This is a genomic window from Pseudoalteromonas phenolica, from assembly GCF_001444405.1.
In the GTDB taxonomy this organism is placed as follows: domain Bacteria; phylum Pseudomonadota; class Gammaproteobacteria; order Enterobacterales; family Alteromonadaceae; genus Pseudoalteromonas; species Pseudoalteromonas phenolica.
This window is the reverse complement of record NZ_CP013187.1, coordinates 2,796,192-2,822,269: the sequence shown is the minus strand read 5'-3', so window position 1 is coordinate 2,822,269 and position 26,078 is coordinate 2,796,192. Positions and strand designations below refer to the sequence as shown.

The 26,078-nt window shown below is 42.1% G+C and carries 24 protein-coding genes; 12 read left to right on the top strand and 12 right to left on the bottom strand.

All coding sequences use genetic code 11. The features are described 5' to 3' along the window. Nucleotide 1 precedes the first annotated feature (1 nt). Genes PP2015_RS12450 through PP2015_RS12440 form a run of 3 tightly spaced genes read left to right on the top strand, consistent with a single transcriptional unit; the run spans nucleotide 2 to nucleotide 3,061 of the window. Nucleotides 2-1,048 carry a type IV pilus twitching motility protein PilT gene (locus PP2015_RS12450; protein ID WP_058030651.1) on the top strand — a complete coding sequence of 349 codons (1,047 nt, stop codon included), beginning with the start codon at nucleotides 2-4 and terminating at the stop codon, nucleotides 1,046-1,048. A gap of 11 nt (nucleotides 1,049-1,059) precedes the next feature. Then, nucleotides 1,060-2,178, top strand: a complete 1,119-nt coding sequence (locus PP2015_RS12445) for a PilT/PilU family type 4a pilus ATPase (RefSeq protein WP_058030650.1) — start codon at nucleotides 1,060-1,062, stop codon at nucleotides 2,176-2,178. Next, nucleotides 2,159-3,061, top strand: a complete 903-nt coding sequence (locus PP2015_RS12440) for a hypothetical protein (protein WP_058030649.1) — start codon at nucleotides 2,159-2,161, stop codon at nucleotides 3,059-3,061. Before PP2015_RS12445 ends, PP2015_RS12440 begins: the two co-directional genes overlap by 20 nt. 3 nt (nucleotides 3,062-3,064) lie before the next feature. Here PP2015_RS12440 and ruvX read toward each other — a convergent pair whose 3' ends face one another. The 6 genes from ruvX to PP2015_RS12410 are packed head-to-tail and all read right to left on the bottom strand — an operon-like array spanning nucleotide 3,065 to nucleotide 7,346. Continuing rightward, nucleotides 3,065-3,514, bottom strand: coding sequence for a Holliday junction resolvase RuvX (gene ruvX, locus PP2015_RS12435; RefSeq protein ID WP_058030648.1), 450 nt, complete (start codon nucleotides 3,512-3,514; stop codon nucleotides 3,065-3,067). A gap of 15 nt (nucleotides 3,515-3,529) precedes the next feature. Beyond that, nucleotides 3,530-4,090: a YqgE/AlgH family protein gene (locus PP2015_RS12430; RefSeq protein WP_058030647.1), complete on the bottom strand. Its 561-nt coding sequence runs from the start codon at nucleotides 4,088-4,090 to the stop codon at nucleotides 3,530-3,532. Between the two features lie 47 nt (nucleotides 4,091-4,137). Continuing rightward, a complete protein-coding gene (gene gshB / locus PP2015_RS12425; RefSeq protein WP_058030646.1) occupies nucleotides 4,138-5,094 on the bottom strand; it encodes a glutathione synthase in 957 nt (318 codons plus the stop codon). 55 nt (nucleotides 5,095-5,149) lie between these two features. Next, nucleotides 5,150-5,884, bottom strand: coding sequence for a 16S rRNA (uracil(1498)-N(3))-methyltransferase (gene rsmE, locus PP2015_RS12420; protein ID WP_058030645.1), 735 nt, complete (start codon nucleotides 5,882-5,884; stop codon nucleotides 5,150-5,152). Between the two features lie 57 nt (nucleotides 5,885-5,941). After that, nucleotides 5,942-6,418 (bottom strand): hypothetical protein, encoded by a 477-nt coding sequence (locus PP2015_RS12415; RefSeq protein WP_058030644.1) that lies wholly within the window; start codon nucleotides 6,416-6,418, stop codon nucleotides 5,942-5,944. A 34-nt stretch (nucleotides 6,419-6,452) separates the two neighbouring features. Next, on the bottom strand, nucleotides 6,453-7,346 hold the full coding sequence (locus PP2015_RS12410; RefSeq protein ID WP_058030643.1) for a DUF350 domain-containing protein: 894 nt from the start codon (nucleotides 7,344-7,346) through the stop codon (nucleotides 6,453-6,455). Nucleotides 7,347-7,427: 81 nt separating this feature from the next. On the opposite strand from PP2015_RS12410, the gene glnE reads away from it, so the two are divergent. Further along, complete coding sequence (gene glnE, locus PP2015_RS12405; protein ID WP_058030642.1) at nucleotides 7,428-10,223, top strand: bifunctional [glutamate--ammonia ligase]-adenylyl-L-tyrosine phosphorylase/[glutamate--ammonia-ligase] adenylyltransferase; 2,796 nt, start codon at nucleotides 7,428-7,430, stop codon at nucleotides 10,221-10,223. A 57-nt stretch (nucleotides 10,224-10,280) separates the two neighbouring features. Here glnE and PP2015_RS12400 read toward each other — a convergent pair whose 3' ends face one another. The 3 genes from PP2015_RS12400 to tolC form a co-directional block, all read right to left on the bottom strand. Further along, on the bottom strand, nucleotides 10,281-10,895 hold the full coding sequence (locus PP2015_RS12400; protein ID WP_058030641.1) for a TcpQ domain-containing protein: 615 nt from the start codon (nucleotides 10,893-10,895) through the stop codon (nucleotides 10,281-10,283). Between the two features lie 16 nt (nucleotides 10,896-10,911). Next, nucleotides 10,912-11,838, bottom strand: coding sequence for an LpxL/LpxP family Kdo(2)-lipid IV(A) lauroyl/palmitoleoyl acyltransferase (lpxL, locus tag PP2015_RS12395; protein WP_058030640.1), 927 nt, complete (start codon nucleotides 11,836-11,838; stop codon nucleotides 10,912-10,914). A 121-nt stretch (nucleotides 11,839-11,959) separates the two neighbouring features. Continuing rightward, nucleotides 11,960-13,300 carry an outer membrane channel protein TolC gene (gene tolC / locus PP2015_RS12390; RefSeq protein WP_058030639.1) on the bottom strand — a complete coding sequence of 447 codons (1,341 nt, stop codon included), beginning with the start codon at nucleotides 13,298-13,300 and terminating at the stop codon, nucleotides 11,960-11,962. 166 nt (nucleotides 13,301-13,466) lie between these two features. Here tolC and nudF point away from each other — a divergent pair, with 166 nt between their 5' ends. From nudF to PP2015_RS12350, 8 genes are all read left to right on the top strand, one after another. Next, on the top strand, nucleotides 13,467-14,090 hold the full coding sequence (nudF, locus tag PP2015_RS12385; protein ID WP_058030638.1) for an ADP-ribose diphosphatase: 624 nt from the start codon (nucleotides 13,467-13,469) through the stop codon (nucleotides 14,088-14,090). Between the two features lie 12 nt (nucleotides 14,091-14,102). Then, nucleotides 14,103-14,558 carry a DUF1249 domain-containing protein gene (locus PP2015_RS12380; RefSeq protein ID WP_058030637.1) on the top strand — a complete coding sequence of 152 codons (456 nt, stop codon included), beginning with the start codon at nucleotides 14,103-14,105 and terminating at the stop codon, nucleotides 14,556-14,558. Further along, a complete protein-coding gene (locus PP2015_RS12375; protein WP_058030636.1) occupies nucleotides 14,545-15,318 on the top strand; it encodes a metallophosphoesterase in 774 nt (257 codons plus the stop codon). Before PP2015_RS12380 ends, PP2015_RS12375 begins: the two co-directional genes overlap by 14 nt. Then, nucleotides 15,303-15,869, top strand: a complete 567-nt coding sequence (locus PP2015_RS12370; protein WP_058030635.1) for a YqiA/YcfP family alpha/beta fold hydrolase — start codon at nucleotides 15,303-15,305, stop codon at nucleotides 15,867-15,869. The genes PP2015_RS12375 and PP2015_RS12370 overlap by 16 nt, the downstream gene beginning before the upstream one ends. A gap of 34 nt (nucleotides 15,870-15,903) precedes the next feature. Continuing rightward, nucleotides 15,904-17,793: a DNA topoisomerase IV subunit B gene (gene parE / locus PP2015_RS12365; protein WP_058030634.1), complete on the top strand. Its 1,890-nt coding sequence runs from the start codon at nucleotides 15,904-15,906 to the stop codon at nucleotides 17,791-17,793. Between the two features lie 113 nt (nucleotides 17,794-17,906). Then, nucleotides 17,907-20,204, top strand: a complete 2,298-nt coding sequence (gene parC, locus PP2015_RS12360) for a DNA topoisomerase IV subunit A (protein WP_058030633.1) — start codon at nucleotides 17,907-17,909, stop codon at nucleotides 20,202-20,204. A 165-nt stretch (nucleotides 20,205-20,369) separates the two neighbouring features. Beyond that, nucleotides 20,370-20,828 carry a helix-turn-helix domain-containing protein gene (locus PP2015_RS12355; protein WP_058030632.1) on the top strand — a complete coding sequence of 153 codons (459 nt, stop codon included), beginning with the start codon at nucleotides 20,370-20,372 and terminating at the stop codon, nucleotides 20,826-20,828. Nucleotides 20,829-20,942: 114 nt separating this feature from the next. After that, the gene (locus PP2015_RS12350) at nucleotides 20,943-22,250 is read left to right on the top strand and encodes a M20 metallopeptidase family protein (protein WP_058030631.1); all 1,308 of its coding nucleotides are present in this window, start codon (nucleotides 20,943-20,945) and stop codon (nucleotides 22,248-22,250) included. A 52-nt stretch (nucleotides 22,251-22,302) separates the two neighbouring features. Here PP2015_RS12350 and rluA read toward each other — a convergent pair whose 3' ends face one another. The 3 genes from rluA to PP2015_RS12335 all read right to left on the bottom strand — a co-directional run bounded on the left by rluA (nucleotide 22,303) and on the right by PP2015_RS12335 (nucleotide 26,039). Then, on the bottom strand, nucleotides 22,303-22,956 hold the full coding sequence (gene rluA, locus PP2015_RS12345) for a bifunctional tRNA pseudouridine(32) synthase/23S rRNA pseudouridine(746) synthase RluA (protein WP_058030630.1): 654 nt from the start codon (nucleotides 22,954-22,956) through the stop codon (nucleotides 22,303-22,305). A gap of 122 nt (nucleotides 22,957-23,078) precedes the next feature. Then, nucleotides 23,079-24,947, bottom strand: coding sequence for a methyl-accepting chemotaxis protein (locus PP2015_RS12340; protein ID WP_157599089.1), 1,869 nt, complete (start codon nucleotides 24,945-24,947; stop codon nucleotides 23,079-23,081). 177 nt (nucleotides 24,948-25,124) lie between these two features. Then, complete coding sequence (locus PP2015_RS12335; RefSeq protein WP_058030628.1) at nucleotides 25,125-26,039, bottom strand: DMT family transporter; 915 nt, start codon at nucleotides 26,037-26,039, stop codon at nucleotides 25,125-25,127. Nucleotides 26,040-26,078: the final 39 nt, after the last annotated feature.

Genomic DNA, 26,078 nt, shown 5'->3' with positions numbered 1-26,078 from the left:
CATGGATATTACTGAATTATTGGCCTTTAGTGTTCAACATAAAGCCTCGGATTTACATTTATCGTCGGGGGTTTCACCGATGATACGGGTTGACGGCGATGTGCGTCGTGTAAATATTCCCGCGTTAGAATCGAAAGACGTAAATAGTCTTGTTTACGATATTATGAATGATAACCAGCGAAAGGACTATGAGCAAAATTTAGAGGTGGATTTTTCATTCGAAGTGCCTAATTTAGCGCGTTTTCGTGTCAACGCGTTTAATACAAGCCGCGGCCCTGCAGCGGTGTTTCGTACTATTCCATCAAAAGTACTGTCGTTAGATGATTTAGGTGCCCCGGATATATTTAGAGATATCTCCGATAACCCTAGAGGATTAGTGTTGGTCACCGGCCCAACAGGTTCAGGTAAATCGACGACCTTAGCGGCCATGGTGGACTATATAAATAATAGCAAGCATCACCATATCCTAACCATCGAAGATCCAATAGAATTTGTGCATCAGAACAAACTCAGTTTAATTAACCAACGGGAAGTTCATAGAGATACACATAGCTTCAAAGCGGCTCTGCGTTCTGCGCTGCGTGAAGATCCGGATGTAATCTTAGTGGGTGAATTACGAGATTTAGAAACTATTCGTCTAGCCATGACCGCAGCTGAAACTGGCCATTTAGTGTTTGGAACTTTGCACACTACATCGGCACCAAAAACCATTGACCGTATCATTGATGTTTTCCCTGGCGAAGAAAAAGACATGGTGCGTTCAATGTTGTCAGAGTCACTGCAAGCGGTTATTTCTCAAACACTGGTAAAAAAGGTGGGTGGTGGTCGTGTGGCAGCGCACGAAATTATGCTTGGTATTCCGGCAATCAGAAACCTTATCCGTGAAGATAAAATTGCACAGATGTACTCGGCTATTCAAACCGGTGCCATGCATGGCATGCAAACTATGGATCAATGTTTAAAAAATCTAGTTAACCGTGGTCTTATAACGGCGCAAGATGCGCAAACTAAAGCGCATGATAAAGCACAATTTGGTCCAAACATGTAGGAGTGACTTAAATGCTACTAAATCAATTCTTACAGGTGATGGTTGATAGACAAGCTTCAGATTTATTTGTATCTGCGGGTTTAGCTGTTAGTGCCAAAATTGATGGCGAATTAACCCCTTTAAGTGAAGAACGTTTAACAGCAGAAGCCTCGCTTGAGCTTGTTGAGTCAGCGATGAATGAAAGGCAAAAAGAAGAGTTTTATCGCGAAAAAGAATGTAATTTCGCGATTGCTACTGATGAAGGGCGTTTCCGTGTTTCTGCGTTTTGGCAAAGAGATTGTGCGGGCATGGTGCTGCGCCGAATTGTGACGAAAATCCCCGATGTAAACGATTTAGGTCTACCTTCAGTTTTAACGGATGTGATCATGTCCAAACGTGGGTTAGTGCTGTTTGTAGGTGGTACAGGCACTGGTAAATCAACCTCATTGGCAGCATTGCTGGGTTATCGTAACCGTAATCAGCGTGGCCACATTCTAACCATTGAAGATCCAATTGAATTTGTGCACGAGCACAAAAAGAGCATCATCACACAGCGTGAAGTAGGTATTGATACAGAGAGTTTTGAAGCGGCGTTAAAAAGCTCTTTGCGACAAGCGCCTGATGTCATTTTGATAGGTGAAATTCGCTCCCAAGAAACCATGGAATATGCATTAAGTTTCGCCGAAACTGGCCACCTATGTGTGGCAACACTTCACGCAAATAATGCTAACCAAGCGATAGATCGTATTATGCATCTGGTTCCAAAAGAGAAACATGATAAACTTAAATATGATTTGGCGTTGAACCTACGTGCAATTGTCGCTCAGCAATTGGTACCTTCAGCGAAGGGAGAGGGTCGTGAAGCAGCGATAGAAATCTTACTTAATTCGCCTATGGTTGCTGAGCTGGTTAAAAAAGGAGACATAGGTTCAATTAAAGAAACTATGGCGAAATCGAAAGAAATGGGTATGCAAACATTTGATCAGGCATTGTTTGAACTGTATAAACAACGTCGTATTAATTATGCAGACGCACTTCACTACGCAGACTCGCCAAATGATCTACGCTTAATGATAAAGCTGCAAAACAATGAGCAGCAAGGCGCAGGTTTCTTACAAGGTGTGACTGTTGATGGGTTGGACTCAAAGTAATAAGTATCTGAGAAGTTTATATTTTGTTTTGCCTTTGTTGGCTGTGTTGTTTTGTCACGCAGTCAACGCAGTAGGTACTGACAAAATACAGATATATGTTAGAGATGATGTTTACATCGATTACAAACGCTTTCTAAACGGACGTAATGTGTCTGAAATCACAGACTTTTCAGGCAATTATATTCGTCGAGATGTTGTTGATATGATTCTGGCCCAGCAGGCACTCGTTCTGGGCGGCTTTACAAAACAATTTGAATATCAAACCGGCAATGTCAACTTTAGAAATACCAAACTCTTAGAACGAGGAAAGCTGTTACTTAGCATGGATAGTTATTGGTTAGAAGATGCTAAAGCCATGTCTAACTCTGTTTATGTCAGTAAAGCCCTTATCAAGCGCGGAGAATATTATGCAGGTGTATTTTTCGCTCCAGACAATAAAAAAATGCAGCGACTGCAAAGCTACCAACAATTAAAAGATTATACGTCAGTAAGTACACCACGTTGGCGGACAGATTGGGAAACACTACATAATCTGCCATTACAAAAGTTATTTGTAGAGCATGAATGGGTATCACAAGCACGTATGGTGAGCATGATGTGGGCTGATTTTATGCTAATGCCACTGATGCCTAGTTTAAAAAATGAATTCAATTTAGAGGGAATAAAGCTAGTTGCTCATCCAAGTTTAGTTGTTCTACTCGATGGCAGTAGACATCTGGTTGTATCTAAATCACATCCTTATGGCAAAGAAGCCTTTAAAGCGCTTCAAGTTGGGCTTGAAATACTGCGGGATCGGGGAATGATCATAAAAGCCTACACGCAAGCAGGCTTTATTCCTGATCTGTCAAAATATGAGGTTTTAAATCAGTTACCAACTAGGTAAGAATTAGTCCCACAGCGATTCGAAAAAGCTTTCTAGAATGATGACCGCAGACATACCATCAACGTTACTCTTGCCTAAGTTTCGATAACCGCCTTGTTCGAATAAACGCGCTTTCGCGTCAGTTGTTGTGAGCCGCTCATCCTGAGTTTCAACTTGTAACTTAAAGTTGTTATGCAGACGATTAGCGAACTTCTTTGCTTGGAACGTAACTTGTTGATTCGTCCCATCCATATTTAACGGCAGTCCAACGACTAATAAATCGGGCTTCCAGTCTGAGATATGGTTACCTATTTCATCCCAGTTAGGAATACCATCTCGCGCTTTTACGGCACCAACACTATTGGCTGTGCCCGTGATCTCTTGACCAACAGCAATGCCAATACTTTTAGTACCAAAATCAAAGCCCATGACTGTTCGTTGGCCAATGGGTGTTTTTTCTTTTTTATCTGACATGAATTATTTTCTGTATTAGGCGTGGCCAGCGATAGTCGCTAATTTCGACACATCGAAGCCAAGCATTTCAACGGCCTTTTGCCATCTTTGTTCTACGGGTGTGTTAAATATAATTGCAGGATCGGCTTTGATAACCAACCAGCTATTTTCTGATAACTCTCTTTCTAACTGACCTTGCTCCCAACCCGCATAGCCAAGGGTAATAATAAATTCACTAGGGCTGTCATCATAAGTTAGGCTGGCAAGCACATCTTTAGAGGTCGTTATCATAATCTCTGAACTAAGCTCTTGACTCGACGAATAGCCATATTTTGGCGTATGAAGCACAAACCCTCTATCAGTATGCACAGGACCGCCTGCAAATACATGACGTTTAGACGCTTCACTCATCTTGTTATTTTCAATATCTATCTTGTCGAGTAGCTCACCGACGGTGACATTGACAGGATGGTTAATCACCAGCCCCATTGCCCCTTCTTCATTATGCTCACAAATATACGTCACACTTTGCTTAAAGTAAGGGTCTTGCAAACTTGGCATTGCGATTAAGAAATGATTTTCTAATGATGATTGCATATCGATGGCCTCAGGTTGGAAGGAGGGGTAATGACTACCCCAATAATTTACTTATTATGGGCGAGTTTTTCTTCGATCGCCTCATAGAGTTTATCCATAATTGAAATATCAAACGCTGCTTCTATTTCTTTTACACAGGTTGGCGCTGTGACATTGATTTCAGTTAGTTTGTTACCAATGATGTCTAAGCCAACAAAAATGAGCCCTTTTTCTTTTAGGGTAGGGGCAACAGCTTGCGCGACTTTTAAATCATCCTCACTGATTGGACGGGCTTCACCACGACCACCAGCGGCTAGGTTTCCACGTGTTTCACCGCCTTGAGGAATACGGGCTAAGCAATAGGGGATAACTTCTCCATTCACCACAAGCACACGTTTATCGCCTTGCTTGATTTCAGGAATATATTGCTGTGCCATTGCGAAGCGGCTGCCATGTTCAGTTAAAGTTTCACAGATTACGCCAATGTTTGGGTCATCCTGCTTTACTCTGAAAATCGATGCACCACCCATGCCATCAAGAGGCTTTAGTATGATGTCGCCATGTTTAGTTAAAAACTCGCGAATTTGTGCTTGAGAGCGCGTGACAAGCGTATCAGGCGTATGCTCACTAAACCATGCAGTGAATAGCTTTTCGTTTGCATCGCGTAAACTCTGAGGCTTGTTAACGACTAAAGTGCCAGCGTCTTCAGCGCGCTCAAGAATATAAGTTGCATAGATATATTCAGTATCAAATGGTGGATCTTTTCTCATTAAGATCACATCTAGGTCACTCAGCGCAATATCCTGCTTATCTTCAAGTGCATACCAGTTATCTACGTCGTCAAACACGGTCGCTCTAGCTGCGGTCGCACGAGCTTGACCTTGATATAAAAACAAGTCGTCCATTTCCATGTAGTAAAGTTCATAGCCGCGTTTTTGAGCACTGAGCATCATGGCAAAGCCAGTGTCTTTTTTAATATTGAAACCACTGATTGGATCGCTAATGATACCGAGTTTAATTGCCATAATGTTTACCTAGTTATTTGAATGTTTTAATCAATATGGGGGTAGAAAAGCACTTTTAAAGTGCTAAATCACCAAATTGCAATTGCAGTGCACTTAATACTGTTAGAGCGGCTGTCTCTGTGCGAAGTACTCGTGGGCCTAGGCGAACATCGACAAAGCCTTGCTCTGAGGTTGTTGTCATTTCTTCATCGGTAAAGCCACCTTCAGGACCGACAACAAAGCGCACACCATTTTTAGGCGTTGGCAATGTTTTTATACTGTGCTCAGCTCGTGGATGAAGGGTAAGTTTCAGTTCATCGCTTTGCTGTGATAGCCATTGTGACAACTGTACGGGAGGGTGAACTTTAGTTACAAAGTTACGGCCAGACTGCTCTGCAGCGGCAATGGCGATTTTTTGCCATTGCTGGTGTTTTTTAGCAAGACGTTCACCGGTCAGTTTTACGCCACAACGGGTCGTAAACAGAGGTGTAATTTCAGTAATGCCTAACTCTACCGATTTTTGAATAGTGAAATCCATCTTATCACCACGAGAGATCCCCTGACCAAGATGAATTTTTAGAGGTGATTCAACATCAGCTTCTATAAATTCAATTGGGGTTGCTGTGACAGATTTTTTGCCGACTTCAACAAGCTCGCATAGGTATTCACCACCCTCACCGTTAAACAAAGACACTTGATCACCAACTTGCATTCTTAGCACTCGACCAATATGACCAGCAGCATCATCAGATAGCTGAACTGGCGTGTTAAGGTTTAACTCAGAGGGTTGAAAAATATGAGGAACACGCATAGTGAATAGACTTAAAAACAAAGATGCTGCAATAGTAAGGCTAAGCGCGAATGACGTCTAGTCATTCTCTAATTTACACAGAGACGCTTCGAGTGATTTGTCTGCTTCATTTAAGTGAGAACTGTCGCAAGACATATGGTTATCCTGAAAAGTATCAGCAATTTGGCTGTAGTTGTAACCTTCAGGAGTTATCTCTACCAAATATCTAACTGGGTGAAGAGAGTTAAAGATGACTCTTTGTTCGTCATTTGCAAGATGAAAGTCTAAATCGTGAATAATGATACCTGCGATTTGGTGATGTTCTTGTAAATAAGCGGCAAGCTCAGTCACACTTATTTCATTGGCGAAATCACAGTAGCAATAATCTTTAATTAGATTGTCGAACATCATTTTTACAAGATGACGAGTGTTTTCACCCGCAACAATAAGATGTTGAGGCTTGTTAGGGAATTGCTGATTCTGATAGGTCACAAAGTCTCTACTGAACTCTGAGTTGCTATCAATGAGTAGAAAATTTTCAAAACAAGTCGCCATACCTTCACCTTGCTTCAGTTAGCATTTGAAAGCGCTAAACTGAAAAGAGATTAATAAGTAAATAGCCCATAGCGGTAAAAACCGCAAATTCTATACAAGCAACGCCAATGTTATCTTGGTGATCAACTTCTAGCCCAACGTTCACTTTTGGTAGAGCAAAGTGAATAAGAGAAAAACTCATTAAATATAACAAAGCCCACATTATTCCGCAGTGAACTAACACACTATTGATATTCTCAACGATGGTGGCCCCATGGTATGGCGCACTTTGTAATCCAGCAAATAGTGCCAAAGATAACCCAACAGTCTTACCCGCATAGCGTATACCAATTGAGGTATTAGCAAGGTTAAAGTTTTGTTGTAATGAAGCCCCTTGATTCGCTTTAGCAAAACGCATTTCTCTTAATTTGCTATCAATAGCGAATACGATTTGTAAAACAATAAAGCTCATAGTTGCCACTAATAAATCACTGACACCTTGTGGGTGAAGCCAATGAAAAATACCAAGAACGAGAATGGTATTGCCAAGTAACATGCCTGAATCAACTAAGGCTGCACAGATGTTTTGCTTCATAATGGCTTTTTCTTCATTAAAGCGATTTAAAATCCATTTGCGGTGAATATATTGGCCCAGCAAAATAAAACTGAATGAGATCACTACGGTAAGAACAGCCAAAGTAAAGTGTCCATTAGTTAAATGCTCGTAAACATCAGGAAAAACATAAGCAGCTGTAATTGCGATGATCCCTATTTGGCAGGCGTAGTTAATGCCAAATGCAAAGTTATCACGTTTGGCTATTTCAGATTCGAGGGCTTTTTTAGCTTTATATTGCATGAGCAAGCGATGACCTATAACGATCAGGCTCGCTAATATAAAACAAATTAAAATGGCAAAAATATTGATATCGAGTAAAGACAAATATGACATATAACGTGTAATGTTATGGTTTTAATAGATTAACTATAACGACTCCCAACTCATTGAGCTACCTAGCTTTGGAGATTTTTTATGCATCAGGTCGGTTTTCCACTTTCACTTTTGCAATTAGCTGAGCAACGTTGGCAGCAATTATATGGCACACAGCCCTATGATGAGCAGCTTGGGCAATTGATTAGTCTAAGTGATTTTGCATTTCGAATTTTAGAAAAGCGCCCTGAATTAGGGGCGTGGTTACAACAACTCGACATAGATTGCCGCCACGTTCCAGAACCTCTTCAAGGTGATCTGACTGAGCTCAGTGATATTGCGTGTTTTAGCCAGCTACGCTTATATCGTCAACAATATTGGCTAAAAGTGATGTGGTTAGATTTGGTTCATCAAAACCCAATTGAAGATAGTATTAGATATATTTCTAATCTTTCAGAGGCTTTAATTGGGGCTGCTAATGAATGGGCGTTTGCGCAAACAACAAAGCAATGTGGCACGCCTTTAGATGAACATGGGATGCCTTTGCCTATGTTGGTATTAGGAATGGGCAAACTCGGTGGTGGAGAACTCAACTTTTCATCAGATATTGACCTAATTTTTACTTACCCAAGAAACATACCTACGCAAGGTGGTAGGCGCAGTTTTGAATCTCAGGTTTTTTATACCAAGGTTGCACAAAAGCTTATCAGTGCATTAAACCAAGTGACTGCAGACGGTCAGGTATTCAGAGTAGATATGCGGCTTCGACCATTCGGCGAAAGTGGACCTTTGGTGATGAGCTTTGCAGCTATGGAGGATTATTACCAAGACCAAGGCCGTGAGTGGGAGAGATATGCGATGCTTAAGGCTAGGCCTCTGGGCGTCGAGACGATTTACTGGGATGAATTTAAACAACTGCTAAAGCCTTTTGTTTATCGCCGTTATATCGACTTCTCAGTGATTGAGTCGCTAAGAAAAATGAAGCATCTCATCGCGCAAGAAGTACGAAGGAAAGGGTTAGTAAATAACATTAAACTCGGAGCGGGTGGTATTCGTGAAGTTGAGTTCATAGTCCAAGCACTTCAGATGATCCGCGGAGGTCGAGATGTTGGTTTGCAAACCCCCTCTATATTGGCTGCTATTTCAGAATTAACTCAGCTTGATATTTTGCCGAGTGAAGTCAGCCTTAGTTTAAAGAGTCACTACTTATTTCTTCGCAGAGTTGAGCAATACCTGCAGGCATTCGACGACCAACAAACACAAACATTGCCAGACATCGAATTAGATAAATCAAGACTCGCTTATCTGTTGAATCAGATAGATTTTGAGTCTGCTCTACCAGAGATTAATCAAGTAATGGAGTCGGTTAGGCAAGAGTTTGCTTTGGTGGTGGGAGATGAACCACAAGAACAAGCAAATCTAGACGATAGCTTTAGTTACGCGTGGCTTCAAAGAGATTGTTTACAGCTAGAAGGGGTTTTAGATAATGCGAAGTTAGCTCAATGGCAAAGTGTGCTTGTTGAATTCGACGCAAAGCTCAATAAAAGACAAGTTGGGACAAGAGGGCGAGATATTCTCGACAAATTAATGCCTGCTTTATTACATGCTCTAGCACAGCAAGAAAGTACAGCTGAGTTACTGCAACGAGTGCTAAATATTGTTGAGATGATAGCCACTCGAACGACTTATCTAGAGTTGTTGTTTGAAAACCAAGGGGCGCTTAAACAGCTAGTATTACTGTGTGGTCATAGCAAATGGATAGCTGAGCATATTGCTAAATACCCAATATTGCTTGATGAACTCATTGACCCAGCAGCGCTTTATAAACCCTTGCCACTGAGTGAGTATCAGACCGAAATTAGACAGTACTTTTTACGTATTGAGCAAGATGATCTTGAATTACAAATGGAAGCACTAAGGCAGTTCAAGCAAACTCATCAATTACGTATTGCAGCAGCTGATGCGACAGGTGTTTTAAGTATCATGAAAGTAAGCGATCATCTAACTGCGCTTGCTGAAGCCATTGTTTTGCAGTCTGTGAATCTGGCTTGGCAGCAAATGGTAAGTCGTTACGGAGAGCCTAAGGGGTGTGATGAGATTAGTAAAGGCTTTGCTGTCATCGCTTATGGAAAAGCCGGTGGGGTAGAGCTTGGGTATGACTCGGATCTCGATTTAGTATTTGTGCATAATCAACAAGGTGATAGCAGCACTGTTGGCAATAAACAGATTTCCTCACGACAGTTTTATCTAAAACTAGCTCAACGTTTGATGCACTTATTTAATACTCGTACAGCGTCAGGTATTTTATATGAGCTTGATACAAGGCTTCGCCCTGAGGGCAACTCTGGCTTATTGGCGATTAATATTGAAAGCTTTAATCATTATCAGCAATCACAAGCGTGGACATGGGAACATCAAGCTTTGACCCGCGCGAGAATGATTTATGGTGAGACAGAGTTAGTCGAGCGTTTTGCAGAGATCCGTAAAAATATTTTATGTACAGCAAGGGATGAAGCTCAATTGAAAGATGATGTGGTCAAAATGCGCGAAAAGATGCGCGCGCATCTTTCTAAAGACAGTAAACAAGCATTTGATTTGAAACAAGGTCATGGCGGTATGACAGACATTGAGTTTATCGCTCAGTTTTTGGTGTTAAATCATGCTAAGCATTGTCATGAACTCACGCAATTTCCAGATAATATTCGTATTCTAGAAAGTGCTGCGCTACACGGTGTGATTAGCTCAGAGCAACAATCTATATTGACAGAATGTTACTGCACACTTCGTGAGCGTTATCACTTAAATAGCTTAAATCAGCACGGTCGATGTGTGCCAAGAGAGCTGGTAGCCGATCAGGTAGAACAGGTCAGAAATATTTGGCAGCAACTTTTTAAGTAAGCTTACTTCTAGAATAAAAAAATGGGGCTAATTTTAGCCCCATTTTTTGTTGATGATTTACTTATTTAATCTTCTACAATTTGTTCTAACGAAGTGAGACGGTTTTTGTGTAATGACCGCTGCGCGATGGTTTGGACAAAAGAAAGTGTATACTTCGTATTCAAAGTCATCATTGATGGCCCTACCTACTTGATAAAGCGCCGATACAAAGTTGCTATCAACTCTAAAGTTATGTTTGACGACATAATCTTTTTCTAAATACCAAAATAGTTCAATGCCTTCTTCACGCGCATAGTTGGCTAATACCTCTTTTAAGGTGCCGCCTGATTCGAAACGTCGTGGTGTTGATTCACCAGTCCAACCGGGTGAGGATGGCTTTACAACGAGTCCTCGTTGAGCAAGCGCATCATCAAGAGGAAAGGTTGGTTTTCCTAACTTGATGACAAATTGATCACGTTCAGTATCTCGCTCACTAACTCGGTTTCTAAAGCTCTCGTAAAACTGCGACAGACCTTTTGCTGCGGCATTACTGGTTTTTGTCATATCCATATTCTCAGGCAGAGCGCCATTGAGAACATAATAGGCTGCTGCAATTAATATTGCGCTCAAGGCGAGGTGTTTTACCCAAAACCCCATTGAAGACGACTTTTTTCTCTTATTTTTTTTAGCCATACATAGCACTCATGATCTATTTATAGTACGACGGCGCATTTTCATCAGGTCGTGTCTTAAACCTTCTGTGTAACCACATATATTGCGATGGTGCTTTATCGATAGATAGCTCCATACGTTCATTTACGCGCCTTACGTCACTATTTTCATCACCACTAGGGAAATTTTCCAGAAGTGGGTAGAACTCAATATGATATTTACCATCTTTATCGCGAGTCCCTGAAAAGCTTAGGGCTTCACAATGTTTGCTTGCTGCAAAAAGGAGAGTTCCGGTTGTTGTCGCAGCATCTTTTACAGCATAGAAAGAAGTGAACTCGCAACGGTTTCGACCATAGTCTTGGTCGGGTAAGTAGTAGCACATCTTTCTATTTTTTAATGATTGCAATAAACCCTTTACATCTCTTTTGCCGATTAATGCCTCGTTAGAGCGAAGGCGACCTCGTGTCATAAAAAACTCCATCAAGGCATTGTTATGTGGTCTGTAGAATCCAACACCAGGCTGGATAGAACCGACTATTCTGCCAAGCATTTCAAGGTGTAACATATGCGGTACAAGTAATAGTACACCTTTACCCTCAGCTTGGACGCGCTCTACATGCTCAAAGCCCTTAATAGAGCCGATGACATTTTTAACCCGCCAGTTTGGCCACCACCATGCCATACCTGTTTCTAACGTTGCTACGCCTGTGTTTTCCATATTCTCTTTTACGAGTTTAGCCTGATCAGCCTCGCTCATATCAGGGAAACAAAGCTTTATATTTACTTCGGCAATTTTTCGGCGTTTCTTAACATATTTATGGACTAGTTTTCCGAGGCCTTGACCTAACCATATTTGTATTTTTTGCGGAAGCCAAGAAATTAGGTAAAGGAAAAGTACACCTAGCCAGGTTAACCAATACTTTGGTGCCAAAAAAGCGAGTTTAAAAGATGGATTTGTGACCACAAAAGTTCTCTCGTACACAGAATTGCCGATAGTTTAACGATAAGCTTTTCAAAATACAAAAGCCGGCAAATGCCGGCTTTTGAAAAAAGAATTTTAAGTGTCTGTTTAACTAGACTTAATTTTAGCCTTCAACAAGACCTTTATTGATAGCTTCAAGGTCAGATCTTGAAAGGGTACCTGTTGCTTGCTTAAGTCTAAGTGATGAAAGCACGTATTGATAACGTAAGTTAGCTAGGTTACGTTTTGCTGCATATAGGTTTCGTGTACTGACTAGTACGTCAACAATAGTACGAGTACCTACTTCAAAACCCGCTTCTGTTGCTTGTAAAGCACTTTCAGCAGAGACAACGGCTTGCTCTAGTGCTCTGTATGTAGCCACATCAGACACAACTTGGTTATAAGACGTGATCACCGAGCGCGTGATGTCACGCATACTCTTTTCTAGATCTTCGCTAGCTGCAACATAATTAGCCCTTGCTCTGTCTGTCGCTGCTTGTGTTTTACCACCAGAATAAATTGGTACGTTTAAAGTTAATCCAATTTGTGTCGTATCGCCACGAGGTTTACCGTCAGCACCAGCTGTATTAGTTAAACCATCTGAGTATGACGCTTCAAAACCAAGTGTTGGGTAATGACCCGCTTGCGCTCTGTCAATTTCATCTGATGCAATGTCGAGTGACGCTTTAGTGATCTGTAAAGATAAATTACGCTCTTTTGCAATATCAATAAAATCGGTTGATTTTTTAGTTGGCTTCACAGTTGAAAAAGTATCAGTGTTTAGAGCATCAAGTTTACTGTGGTATTTGCCAGTGATTGTTCTTAATGTTTCACGCGCGGTTTCAACATCATTTGAAGCAACAATTTCGTCAGCAACTGCACGGTCAAACTGGGCTTGTGCTTCATGCACATCAGTAATTGCTGTTAAGCCCACTTCATAGCGTTGCTTTGTTTGTTCAAGCTGACGTTCGATTGCGCGTTTTTCTGCTTGTACGAATTCAAGATTGTCTAATTTACTTAAAACGTCAAAGTAACCTTGGGCAATGCGAACAATTAGGTCTTGCTGAGCTAAGGCATACTGAGTCTCGGATTGCAGTGCTTGTTTTTCCGCTATGCCCAAACTTTCCCACACACCTAAACTGAATACGGTTTGTGAAAGAGTAAGCGTACGACTGAAAGTGTCTGAAGATGAACTACCAAATACATAACCTTGAGCGTCGTTTCCGTCGTAACTATCGTTATCGGTTTCACCATAGCTCATTCTTAAACCTAATGTTGGTAGTAATTCACCTAATGCGCTGTCTTTAGCAAACTTTTGAGCGTCTGCTTGGGCTTTTGCTTTTAATACCGTAGGATCATTGGCAGTTGCAATGTCGTAAACTTGTAATAAATCTTCGGCTTGAGAAATCGTGCTGGTTAAAGCGCATGATAAACCAACAAGTAGTGATAATAAGCTTTTTTTCATTTGTCGCTCGATCCTTAGACAATTTTTAATTGAGAGTATGTTACCGTGTTTTTATCAATAGCAAAGGGGTAAATACGTAAAAGTTTACGTTCAAGTGTAACAGAATATATTACAGTTGAAATACCTAGTTTTTGGCGTCTAGAGCCCTATTTTTAAAGGTTAATTTATGAAGTCTATAAATCAATTTAATGAAAATGATGTAAAAATCACATCAATTGAGCCGGTTTTTGAGGGCTTCTTTAAAATTCATGCGTATAAATTTAACCATGCTCTTTTTGCTGGTGGTATGAGCCAAACTGTGCGCAGAGAAATATTAGAACGCGGTCATGCTGTTGCTGTTTTACCATATGATCCGAGTACAGATAACGTACTACTTATTGAGCAAATTCGTATAGGGGCTTTGGCAACAAAAGACTCCCCTTGGTTGTTAGAATGTATTGCTGGGATGGCCGAGGGGTCGACGGATTATGAAGAAGTAGTTCGCAAAGAAGCCAAAGAAGAAGCCGGCTTAGAGCTGCAAGAACTTGAATTTATGACATCCTATTTGTCTAGTCCAGGTGGTACCACTGAGCGATTATATTTATATCTGGCGAAAACAGACTTATCTGAAGCTGGTGGTATCTTCGGCTTAGATAACGAAGGTGAAGATATCAAAGTGCATGTTATGCCTTATGATGAAGCGATTGCCCGCCTAAACAGTGGAGAAATTGATAACGCTGCGACCGTGATTAGTCTACAATGGTTAGCGTTAAATAAAGCCCGTATTTTGGAACAATGGCAAGCAGAGTAAAGAGGTGCACAGTTGAGTAATGTGGTTACTAGGCAAGCGTATATTCAATCACTCCCCAAGTATATTACTTTGTGTGAGCGTAACTACTTACGCGCTTTAAAAGTATTACCCGAAGAAGTGGTTGGTGAGAAGCGTAAAATCGTATTAGCCAATGCCACTTACGAAGTACATATTGATGACTGTGCAAAATACACCACTGATATTTCGATTAAACAAACCTCAACAATCAGCGACTATCTGCCTGAACTAGATATTGCTGTGCGTTTATACCATGATGCTAAGGTGGCTGAAGTGGTGCATCATGACTTTCATCAGCGCATTAAGCCTTCTTACGGTTACCCAAATCCGAGTATGCACCACAAAGATGAAAAATATCAGTTGAATGCTTTTTTAGGCGATTGGCTGATGGCATGTTTAGAAAGTGGTCGAGTACCTTTAAATTGGGACGTGAACAATGGCATGGTTTGAACAAATTTATACTTTTGACACCCGCCATCTAAAACTTGCTCATTTCACTGATTGTCACTTATTCGCAAATAGAGAAGGTGAATACTTTTCTGTAAATACAGCAAGCAATTTAACGGCAATCTTCGATTTCCTTGCTACACAGCAATTAGATGCGGCAATATTTGGTGGCGATATTACCCAAGATCATACTCAAGAATCTTATCAGTTATTTGCAGAGCTTTTGGAGCAAAGTGACTTAACCTGTCCGGTCTTTTGGTTGCCCGGGAATCATGATGAGCTGAGTGAATATATGGCGATTGAAAATACCCAAATACTGCCTCATAAAAAACTAGTTGCAGATGGCATTGAAGTCTTACTGCTGAATTCAAAAGGTGACACGCCAGCAGGTTGGTGTACGCAAAGTCACCTAGAAGAATTAAACGCGCATTTGCATGAAACTGAAAATCATGTGCTTGCGCTATGTCACCACCATCCAATGCCAATCAACGGCTATTTAGACAAACATATATTAGAAAATGGGCCGCAATTATTAAATGCCTTGGTTGAGAGTGAAAAAATAAAGGCACTTATTCACGGCCATGTGCATAACGATTACTCGCAGAGCTTTAGAGAGTTGCCTGTGTTAGCGACGCCTGCGACTTCTATTCAGTTTTCAAAAGCAACCCCTAACTGGCAGCAGCAAAATTTGGGGCCCGCAGTGCGGCTAATTGATTTCTCGCGTTCAGCGTTTAAAACAGAGGTGATATGGTTAAACGCGTAATATACATCCACGGGTTTAATAGCTCAGAGAAGTCATTTAAAGCGCAACAGTTTGGACAATGGGTATCAACGCATTATCCTGATATTGAATATATCTCACCGAGATTACACTTTGATCCCAGAGTTGCAATCATTCAGCTAACACAGCTGATTGACCAACATACGGTGTTGTTGGGCAGCTCGTTAGGTGGATATTATGCGACCTATTTGTCGCAGTTGTATAACATTAAAGCAGTTGTGATTAATCCTGCAGTTAAGCCTTTTGAATTATTAGCAGATTACTTGGGACCGCAGTATAATCCCTATCAAGACATGCACTACGAACTTACCTTAGAGCATGTTGCTGCCTTACAATCACTATTTATGACTCATCTTCCACATCCAGGTAGGGTAATGTTGCTTCAGCAAATGGGAGATGAAGTTTTGCCATTTGAGCAAGCAGTTGATTATTTTAAACAATGCGCGCAACATGTAGAGTTTGCCGGTGATCACAGTTTTATGGGTTTTGAGCGTTACTTTGACACCGTTGCCAAATTTCTTAAAATCACGTAAAACAAAACGAATAAAAAAGATAAAGAATTAAGCCATGAGCCAGCAGAATTATAATGCCGAAGCGATAGAAGTTTTAAACGGGTTAGAGCCTGTAAAACGTCGCCCGGGAATGTACACAGATACCACTCGACCTAACCATTTAGGCCAAGAAGTAATAGATAACAGTGTTGATGAAGCATTAGCTGGCCACGCAACCAAGATTGATGTCATCCTGCATGAAGATAACTCACTAGAGGTTATCGATGATGGCCGAGGTATGCCGATTGATATTCACCCAGAAGAAGGCATTCCTGGGGTAGAGCTGATCCTGACTAAACTGCATGCTGGTGGTAAGTTCTCAAACAAAAACTATCAGTTTTCAGGTGGTCTACACGGGGTAGGTATTTCAGTCGTAAACGCCTTGTCAACGCGTGTTGAAATTAGCGTGCGTCGTGATGCTCAAGTCTATGAAATGGCATTTGAAAATGGCGATAAAGTACAAGACCTAGAAGTAACGGGCACGGTAGGTAAGCGCAATACGGGTACTTCAGTCCACTTTTGGCCTGATGCAAGCTACTTTGATTCAGCAAACTTCTCTTTATCTAAACTTAATCACTTATTAAAAGCCAAAGCGGTATTATGCCCTGGTTTACGCATTCGCTTTATCAATAAGCAAACTAAAGAAACGCAAGAATGGCACTATGAAGCCGGCCTTGAAGATTACTTAAAAGACGCAGCTAGCGGTTTCGAAGTATTACCAAAATCACCTTTCACTGGCAGCTTTAGTGGCTCAACAGAAGGTGTCGATTGGGCGCTACACTGGTTACCTGAAGGTGGCGAGTCAATCGCGGAAAGCTACGTAAACTTAATACCGACAGCACAGGGTGGTACACACGTAAATGGTCTTCGCCAAGGTCTATTAGAGGCCATGCGTGAGTTTTGTGAATTCCGTAACTTATTGCCCCGAGGCGTTAAGCTAACCCCAGACGATATCTGGGATAAATGTAGCTATGTGTTATCGGTGAAGATGCAAGACCCACAATTTGCAGGTCAAACCAAAGAAAAATTATCTTCACGTTCATGTGCGACCTTTGTATCGGGCATTGTGAAAGATGCATTTAGCTTGTGGCTAAATGAGCACACAGAAACGGCTGAGCTACTGGCAGAATTGTGTATCAGCAATGCGCAAAAACGTATGCGCGCAGCGAAAAAAGTGGTGCGCAAAAAAGTTACATCAGGTCCAGCATTACCGGGCAAGCTAACCGACTGTTCGGGCAGTGAAACAGAACGCTCAGAGCTCTTTCTAGTAGAGGGTGACTCGGCGGGTGGTTCAGCGAAGCAAGCCCGAGACCGTGAATTCCAAGCTATCATGCCACTGCGCGGTAAAATCCTAAATACCTGGGAAGTTGAATCAGGACAAATTCTAGCATCTCAAGAAGTACATGATATTTCAGTTGCTTTAGGTATCGACCCTGATTCAACTGATTTGTCGGGCCTGCGCTATGGCAAAATTTGTATTCTTGCTGATGCTGACTCAGATGGATTACACATAGCAACACTCTTGTGTGCGCTATTTGTTAAGCATTTCCCAACCTTAGTTAAAGCGGGCCATGTGTATGTGGCAATGCCGCCATTATTCCGTATTGATATTGGTAAAGAAGTTTATTACGCGCTCGATGAAGACGAAAAACGTGGTATTTTAGATAGAATCGAAGCCGAGAAAAAACGCGGTAAAGTGAACGTACAGCGATTCAAAGGTCTGGGTGAAATGAACCCAATGCAGTTACGTGAAACAACCATGGACCCTAATACGCGACGTCTCGTACAGCTGACATTAGACGAAGAAGAGCATACCATTGAAATGATGGATATGCTGCTTGCGAAAAAACGCTCGGGTGACCGTAAATCATGGCTTGAAGAGCATGGCGACAGAGCAGAAGTTTAAGAATAGATTTTAAAATTGAATAGCCGCTAAACGATATAATCGCTAGCGGCTTTGTACGTTTTGTTCATTTTAAAGAATGAAAGCGTATAAAGATAATAACAATAGGGCGCGATATGACAGATCCGCAAACCTTGTCTTTACAGGGCATAGAACAACAAACCATGGGGCGTTTTACCGAAGACGCCTACCTCAATTATTCCATGTATGTGATCATGGACCGTGCACTGCCACATATTGGTGATGGTCTAAAACCAGTACAACGTCGAATTGTGTATGCGATGAGTGAGCTGGGTCTTTCAGCTGCCGCTAAGTATAAAAAGTCAGCACGTACGGTCGGTGATGTACTGGGTAAATACCATCCTCATGGTGACAGCGCGTGTTACGAAGCCATGGTATTAATGGCGCAGCCGTTCTCATACCGTTACCCGCTCGTTGATGGTCAAGGTAACTGGGGTGCTGCGGACGATCCAAAGTCGTTTGCGGCAATGCGTTATACCGAAGCCCGATTATCTAAATTCTCAGAAGTGCTGTTAAAAGAACTTGGTCAAGGCACCGTTGATTGGACTCCGAACTTCGATGGCACCATGAACGAACCGCAAGTGCTGCCAGCACGTTTGCCTCATATCTTACTTAATGGCGTAACGGGTATTGCGGTAGGTATGGCGACAGATATACCGCCACATAATGTTCGAGAGTTAGCGTCTGCCTGTTGTACATTACTTGATAAGCCGAAAACAACTCTTGAAGAGTTGTTAGAACTCGTTCAGGCACCTGATTATCCTACGGATGCTGAAATTATCACGCCAAAAGCGGATATTCAGAAAATCTATACCACGGGTAAAGGCTCAATAAAAATGCGTGCGGTTTACACTGAAGAGCAAGGTGAAGTGGTGATCACAGCTTTACCGCATCAGTGTTCGGGTGCAAAAGTATTAGAGCAGATTGCAGCGCAGATGACAGCGAAAAAGCTGCCTATGGTGGCCGACCTTCGCGATGAGTCAGATCATGAAAATCCAACGCGCATTGTGATTGTCCCTCGTTCAAATCGAGTTAAAGTTGAGCCTCTGATGGCGCACCTATTTGCAACCACAGATTTAGAAAAGAGCTACCGTGTTAACCTGAACATGATTGGCTTAGATGGCAGACCGCAAGTTAAAGACTTACGCTCAATCTTAGCGGAATGGCTTGTGTTCCGCCGTGAAACAGTGCGCCGTCGTTTGCAGTATCGTTTAGATAAAGTGCTTGCTCGACTGCATATTTTAGAAGGTTTAATGATTGCCTTCTTAAACATCGACGAAGTTATCGAAATTATCCGTAATGAAGATAATCCAAAAGCAGAGTTGATGTCGCGCTTTGGTTTATCAGACAAGCAAGCTGAGGCCATTCTTGATTTAAAACTTCGTCATTTAGCGAAGCTAGAAGAGATGAAAATCAAAGGCGAGCAAGATGAACTTGCAGCAGAGCGTGACAAGCTAGAGCTAACACTTGGCTCTGAGCGTCGTATGTCGACCTTGATGAAAAAAGAAATTCAAGAAGCCGCTGAGCTTTACGGTGATGAACGCCGCTCACCTGTAGTTGAGCGTGGTGAATCAAAAGCCTTAAGTGAAAAAGATTTAATTCCTTCAGAAGCTGTGACGGTGGTGCTATCTGAAAAAGGCTGGGCGCGTGTAGCCAAAGGCCATGATATTGATGCTGAAGGCTTGAACTATCGTTCAGGCGATGAATATAAAGCCTCAGCACGGGGTAAGAGCAACCAGCCTGCCGTATTCTTAGACAGTACAGGGCGCGCGTTTGCGACGGATGCACATAGTTTACCGTCAGCCAGAAGCCAAGGTGAACCAATGACGGGTCGCTTTAGCTTAGCGGGTGGCGCGACATTTGAACACGTGGTGATGGGCGAAGAAGAAGAGCTTTACCTAATGGCAACCGATGGCGGCTATGGCTTCATCACTGGCTTTAATGACTTAGTCAGTAAGAATAAAAATGGTAAAGCGCTAGTAACTGTGCCGAAAGGAGCTGAACTTATAGCGCCTATTTCTGTGAATGATGTTGCAACCGATCGCTGTATGGCAATTTCGAATGAAGGTCGAATGCTTATTTTCCCACTGCGTGATTTACCAAAACTGGCTAAAGGTAAAGGTAATAAGATCATCTCTATTCCAAGTGCGAAAGTACAAGCACGTGAAGAGTTTGTCAAAGTACTCGCGTGTGTGCCTGATGGTGCATCGGTTACACTACATGCAGGTAAGCGCAAACTAACCCTTAAGCCGAGTGATTTAGAACATTACTATGGTGAACGTGGTCGTCGTGGTAATAAACTACCAAGAGGGCTTCAACGTGTTGATGAATACGAGATTGAGTTTACTAAGGCAGAGCCTATAGAAGAGGCCCCGTCAGAAAGCTTAGAGTAAGCATTTTAGTTTTGAAAGCCCGCAATTGCGGGCTTTTTTAATGGCTAATCGTATTAGCTAATTATATGAACTTTAAAGATAAAATTTCGTGTCGGGTAAAAGTCGTGGTTGAGTTGCTGTACTTTGTTCATAGTGACCTCGTTGGAAGCAAGGAAACAAGAAATAATGGTTTTAAAACAATTAAGAGTCAGTAGACATTTAACCCAAGAGCAGTTAGCCGAAATGTCAGGCCTCAATGTTCGTACAATTCAGCGAATTGAAAGCGGCCATAATGCCAGTTTGGAATCATTAAAATGCCTTGCCTCTGTTTTAGAAGTGAATGTAGATACATTGCAACAAACGAGGTTAGATATGAAAACACAAAAAGAGTTATGGCAGGCAGCGCCTTTATGGGTGAGATTATGGTTTGCTTTGAACTATCTCAATTTAACGCCGTCAAAACGTGCGACAGTTCGGGCGTTGTTTACTTGCCACATAAGTGGTTATGTATTCTGTGTACTAGGTCTGATCAGTCAGCCAGCATTGGCGGGCGGCATCATTATGTTGGGAGTCGGGTATTTCTTCAATTTTTGTTTATGGCTTGGCAATAAGTACAGTATCTGGAGTGATGCAGAGCACACTTAATTCATTACGTGCTGTCAGTTTCTAAAGTGAGTATTAGACCAGTTGCTATTGGCGAAAAGCGACTGAAACTGATAAGTTTAATGCTCACTTATTACACAAGATAAAAAACAAAAAATGAAAAAACTGACTCTCAGCTTAGCCTTATTACTCAGTGCTAATATTCACGCCCTAGATTTAGATAAATCGGTTCAACAAAGTTTACCTAAACTCAATCAGCTTTATTTACACCTGCACCAAAATCCAGAGTTGTCCTATCAAGAAGAGCAAACAGGTAAACGTTTAGCGAAAGAGCTAGAACAGCTTGGTTTTGATGTGACTAGCAATGTGGGTGGTTTTGGCGTAGTTGGCTTATATAAAAATGGCAATGGCCCAACTGTGATGATCCGCGCGGATACTGATGGGTTACCTATTGTTGAGCAGACAGGTAAAGCGTATGCGTCAAAAGTAAAGGTGTTAGATAAGCATAATAATCAGGTCGGTGTTATGCATGGCTGTGCTCACGATATTCACATGACCAGTATGATCGGTACTGCTGAGCAGCTGATGAAGCACAAAGACCAATGGCAAGGGACGCTGATGATGGTTGCTCAGCCTGCTGAAGAAGTCGGAGGTGGTGCCAAAGCCATGATCAAAGAGGGGTTATTTAAGCAGTTTGCAAAGCCTGACTATGTGTTGGGTTTACATACCAGTGCGTCACTTCCTGCAGGTCAAGTAGCAATCGCACCAGGCTATGCTCTAGCAAACGTGGATTCGGTGGATATTTCAGTCAAAGGCAAAGGCGGACATGGTGCTTACCCACATACCACTATCGACCCTGTGGTATTAGCGTCTCGCATTGTTTTAGGTCTGCAAACCATTACCAGCCGAGAAATTTCACCGCTTAAACCATCTGTTATCACAGTCGGTTCAATTCACGGTGGCTCAAAGCACAATATTATTTCAAATGAAGTGAAGTTGCAGTTAACGTTACGCTCTTATGATCCTGCGGTTCGCGAGCAACAAATTGCCGCAATTAAACGTTTAACCGCGGGCATTGCGCAAAGTGCCGGGTTAGATGAGTCGCTTTATCCAGAAGTGTTGGTGCATGAATCTGAGTCTATTCCATCAACTTATAATAACCCTGAACTTGCAACTCGTATGACAAAGAGCATTAAACAGGAGTTGGGCGACTCGCAGGTTGTCAAAGCTGAGCCTGTTATGGCGGGCGAAGACTTTGGTTTATTTGGCCGTACCGAAGAAAACATTCCCATCACCATTTTTTGGCTAGGTGGGGTTGAGCCAAGCAGCTATCAAGCTGCCATGCAAAGTGGTGAGCCTCTGCCTTCATTACATTCGAGCAAGTTTGCACCAGATTATGAATTGGCAGTACATACGGGTGTAAGAGCCATGACAGCGAGTGCTATTGACCTGTTTAAGCAGTAGTTTTAACTCGTTAAAATATAAAATAGCCGCAAGATTACCTGCGGCTGTTTTATTAAAAAGGCGCAGGGGTGGTAAAAGTCATCATCTCTTCAGTGCGAGGGTGTGCAATTTGCAACATCTCGGCATGCAGCTGTAAACGGTTTGCTGCCGCTAATGCTTCATCTTTAGCATATAACCTGTCACCTAAAATGACATGACCTAGTGATAACATATGTACGCGAAGTTGGTGTGAGCGACCCGTGATAGGGGTAAGTTTTACACGAGTTGCCGCCGCTTCATGCGCTAACACCTCAAAGTGGGTAAGTGATGGTTTGCCACTTTCATGACACACCATTTGTTTCGGTCTATTAGGCCAATCACAGGTTAAGGGTAAATCAACAGAGCCTGTAGGCTGCGCTAATTTGCCATGCACACGGGCAATGTAGTACTTATTGGTTAATCTATCTTGAAATTGAATGCTTAAAAAACGATGAGCTTCTTTGTGCATAGCTAAACACAACACGCCAGAAGTCGCCATGTCTAAACGATGTACTATTCGCGCAGTAGGAAAAACACGGTTTACTCGAGCAATTGCACAATCTGCATGCTTGGGGTCTTTACCGGGCACTGTTAACAATCCACTGGGCTTATTGATAACCAACATATCGTCATCTTGATACAGAATATGTAAATATGGGTCTAGTGGGGGAGCATAGTTAAGTAGCACAGTGATACCTCGTTTTTAGCAAGGGCGCTATTCTACCCTAAGGGCAAGGTAATAAGCGAGTTAACTTCACATACAAAAACAGACCCAAAAGGGTCTGTTTAAAACTCTAGGGTTTGAGTGCCCTATACCTTAAATTGCTCAAGCATATCTTCCTGATGAGCAATTTTATCAAACTGCGACTGCATGGTTTGGTCCACATTGGCAGCTTGAGAGAGCACAGTGTCAGAGATAATACGAATTTCAGAGGCATTGTCATTTACGTCAGTGACTACTTGCCTTTGTTCGTGCAGCATATTGGCGATTTGCATATTTAAATCAACAATATGTGCAATTGAGTCTCGTATCGCATCAAGGGCATGTTTGGTTTCATCGGCTTTACCTACCGTCGTTTGTACCACTTGCTGACTTTGCTTCATCACTTGTACAGCGCTCATTGCACCGGCTTGGAGTTGGTCAATCATTGACTTAATTTCTGTAGTTGCCTCTTGTGTACGTTGCGCAAGTGTTCTTACTTCGTCAGCTACCACCGCAAAACCTCGGCCTGATTCACCGGCACGGGCTGCTTCGATTGCTGCATTGAGCGCTAGTAGGTTAGTTTGCTCGGCAATACCATTGATCACAGACAGAATTTGTTCGATACCACTTGTTGAGACTTCAAGCTCATTCACGACGTTAACAGCATCGCTTATTTGCTCTGACAATTGTGCGATTGAAGAGGTGGTCTCTGATACAACCTTTTGGCCGTCTTGTGCAGCAGTATCAGTATTTTGAATCGCAGAAGCTGCCTCTTGGGCAGTGTTGGCAACACGCTGTTCAGTATCTGACATACTGGCTGTCGCTTCGACTAACGCACCTAACGCATTCACCTGACGCGAGATTTCTTGTCGAGATTGGTTTGCATCATTTGACGTTTGCTTCGCATCGGCAAGAATTTCATGACCTAGGCTCTGAATTTGCTCAATGATCCCCTGAAGACGTGCAGTGAATAAGTTGAAGTTTTCTGCCAATTCAGAAAATTCAGGGTCGCTATCAGTGTTTAAGCGCACAGTTAAATCAGCATTGCCTTTTGCAATATTCGCCATGGCGTCATTAATATCCTCGAGCGGCTTAAGTAGAATATTAATCACAATAGAAAGCAGTACAACAGCAATAATGACAAACAAAATAGTGAAAGTGATTGAGTCACTGGTTAAGTTATCAACCGCGGCAAATACTTTATCTTTTTCAAGTGCCACACCAACCAGCCAGTCAAACCCTTCAACTTGCTGAAACACTAGTATGTGCTCTTTACCATTGAGTTCTATGCTTTGCATTTTTTGTCTAAATTGTGTGTTGCCCAAGAACTTTGAGGCTTTTTCACCATTTAATTTGCTATCAGGGTGAGAAATAATAGTCCCGTCTTCACTCACCATAAAGGCGAAACCAGCGTCAAACAAATTGAACGAGTTAATCATGTTACTGAGCTTTGCCAAGCTAACATCAAAGAAAATAGCACCATGAAATTGACCTGACTTTTTAACCGGTGTGCCAATTGAAACGAGAATTTCTTTTGATACAGAATCGGCGTAAGGTGCGGTAACAATGAGTTTATTTGCGTCCTTAGCATCTTGATACCAAGGGCGCTTTCTTGGGTCCCATGTTGGGCCTGGATTCCAGCTTGGATCGCTGGCAACATATTTGCCCGTGCGCTCTTCACCATACCCTATGAGAATGAATTCTTGTTGTAGCTTTTGCTGAGCAAGTAGCGGTGCAGCTTCATTTAAGCTACCTGTTTGCGCGACTAAATCAGTCGTTAAACTGGCTAAATTTGCACTGCCTTGCATTTGAGCTGTGACAGTATTACTGATCCCTTGAATAATTTCGGTCACGCTTTGTTCAACTTGTTTTTCAAGGTTACTTTTCAGCGAGAAATATTGTTTTATAGAAAGCACAGCCAGTGCAAGCAGTAAGACCAGTGAGGATATGACGATGATTTTGTGTTTAAACTTCACACATAACTCCAAAGGCCAGAGGCCAGTCATTTATTATTATTAAAGTTTTGATTTTTATCTGTTGATTTGAGAGTGATAACTCGGCGCAATCACTCCCTTAGCGAAATGCTAAACCCTACCAAAGTCTAGGGTTTAAATGCTTAAAACACAACTTTACTCAAAGAGTAAAGTTGTGTTTTATTGTTTGTTGGTATTAATTAAGTAGACGGCTGAAAGTGCCAGTGCACCACCAATGCCCACACTTAAAGGAATGGTTTCTCCGAAATACCAAACCGATAACCCCATAGCGGTTACGGGAACCACAAAGATAAAGGAGCTAGAGCGGCTCGGGCCAATTCTCTGGTTTGCCAGGAAAAACACACTCGTGGCAATACTGACTACGATTACAGATAAAAACAGCATATGGTGCCAATAGACATTTGGGTAGTTTGTCATTGAGGTAAGTGGGTTTAAATCAAAGGCAAAGATATAACTCATCACACTGGCCCATAAATACATCAGCGCGCTGAAAGTCATAAAGTCGGCAAATTGTGTCCCGCGTTGGCTTGCAAGCGTTAGAAATGCCCATGAAAGCGCTGCAAGTACAAAGAATAAGTTTCCTGATGCCAAAATCTGTTCGGTATCAAAATGCCAAACCTCAATCATCATCATGCCTCCCGCAAGGCCTAATAACATACCTACGAGCTGCAAAGGCTTAAACTTTTGCTGATTAAAAATAGCAGCAAGGGCAAATGTCATGATAGGGTTTATGGTTGTAACCAGCATACCGCCTTTACCAGGTAAACCGTCATGTAAGCCTAGGAAGAATAGTTGGTTATAACTTGCCAGTAATAACCCTGCAGGTAAAGACCAAAAGAGCGCGGGCTTAGCAAAACGTAAGTTTACCAATTTAAACTTTTTGACTAAGAAAAGAATGGGCAGCATGCTAACGGTAGCCAGAGCAAGTCGATAAAAAACGGTGAGCTTTGCTGGAGCCATATCGGCAATGATTTTCCCTGAAATCCAGCTTGCACCCCAAAATAACATCGCGGTGACGAGTGCTAGAATTACGGGGGCGTCATTCGAGTTTTCTGATTGCTGCAAAGAGTGCATGGTTTTCCTTTAAAGTCCTAATCTAGACAAGTACGTTTT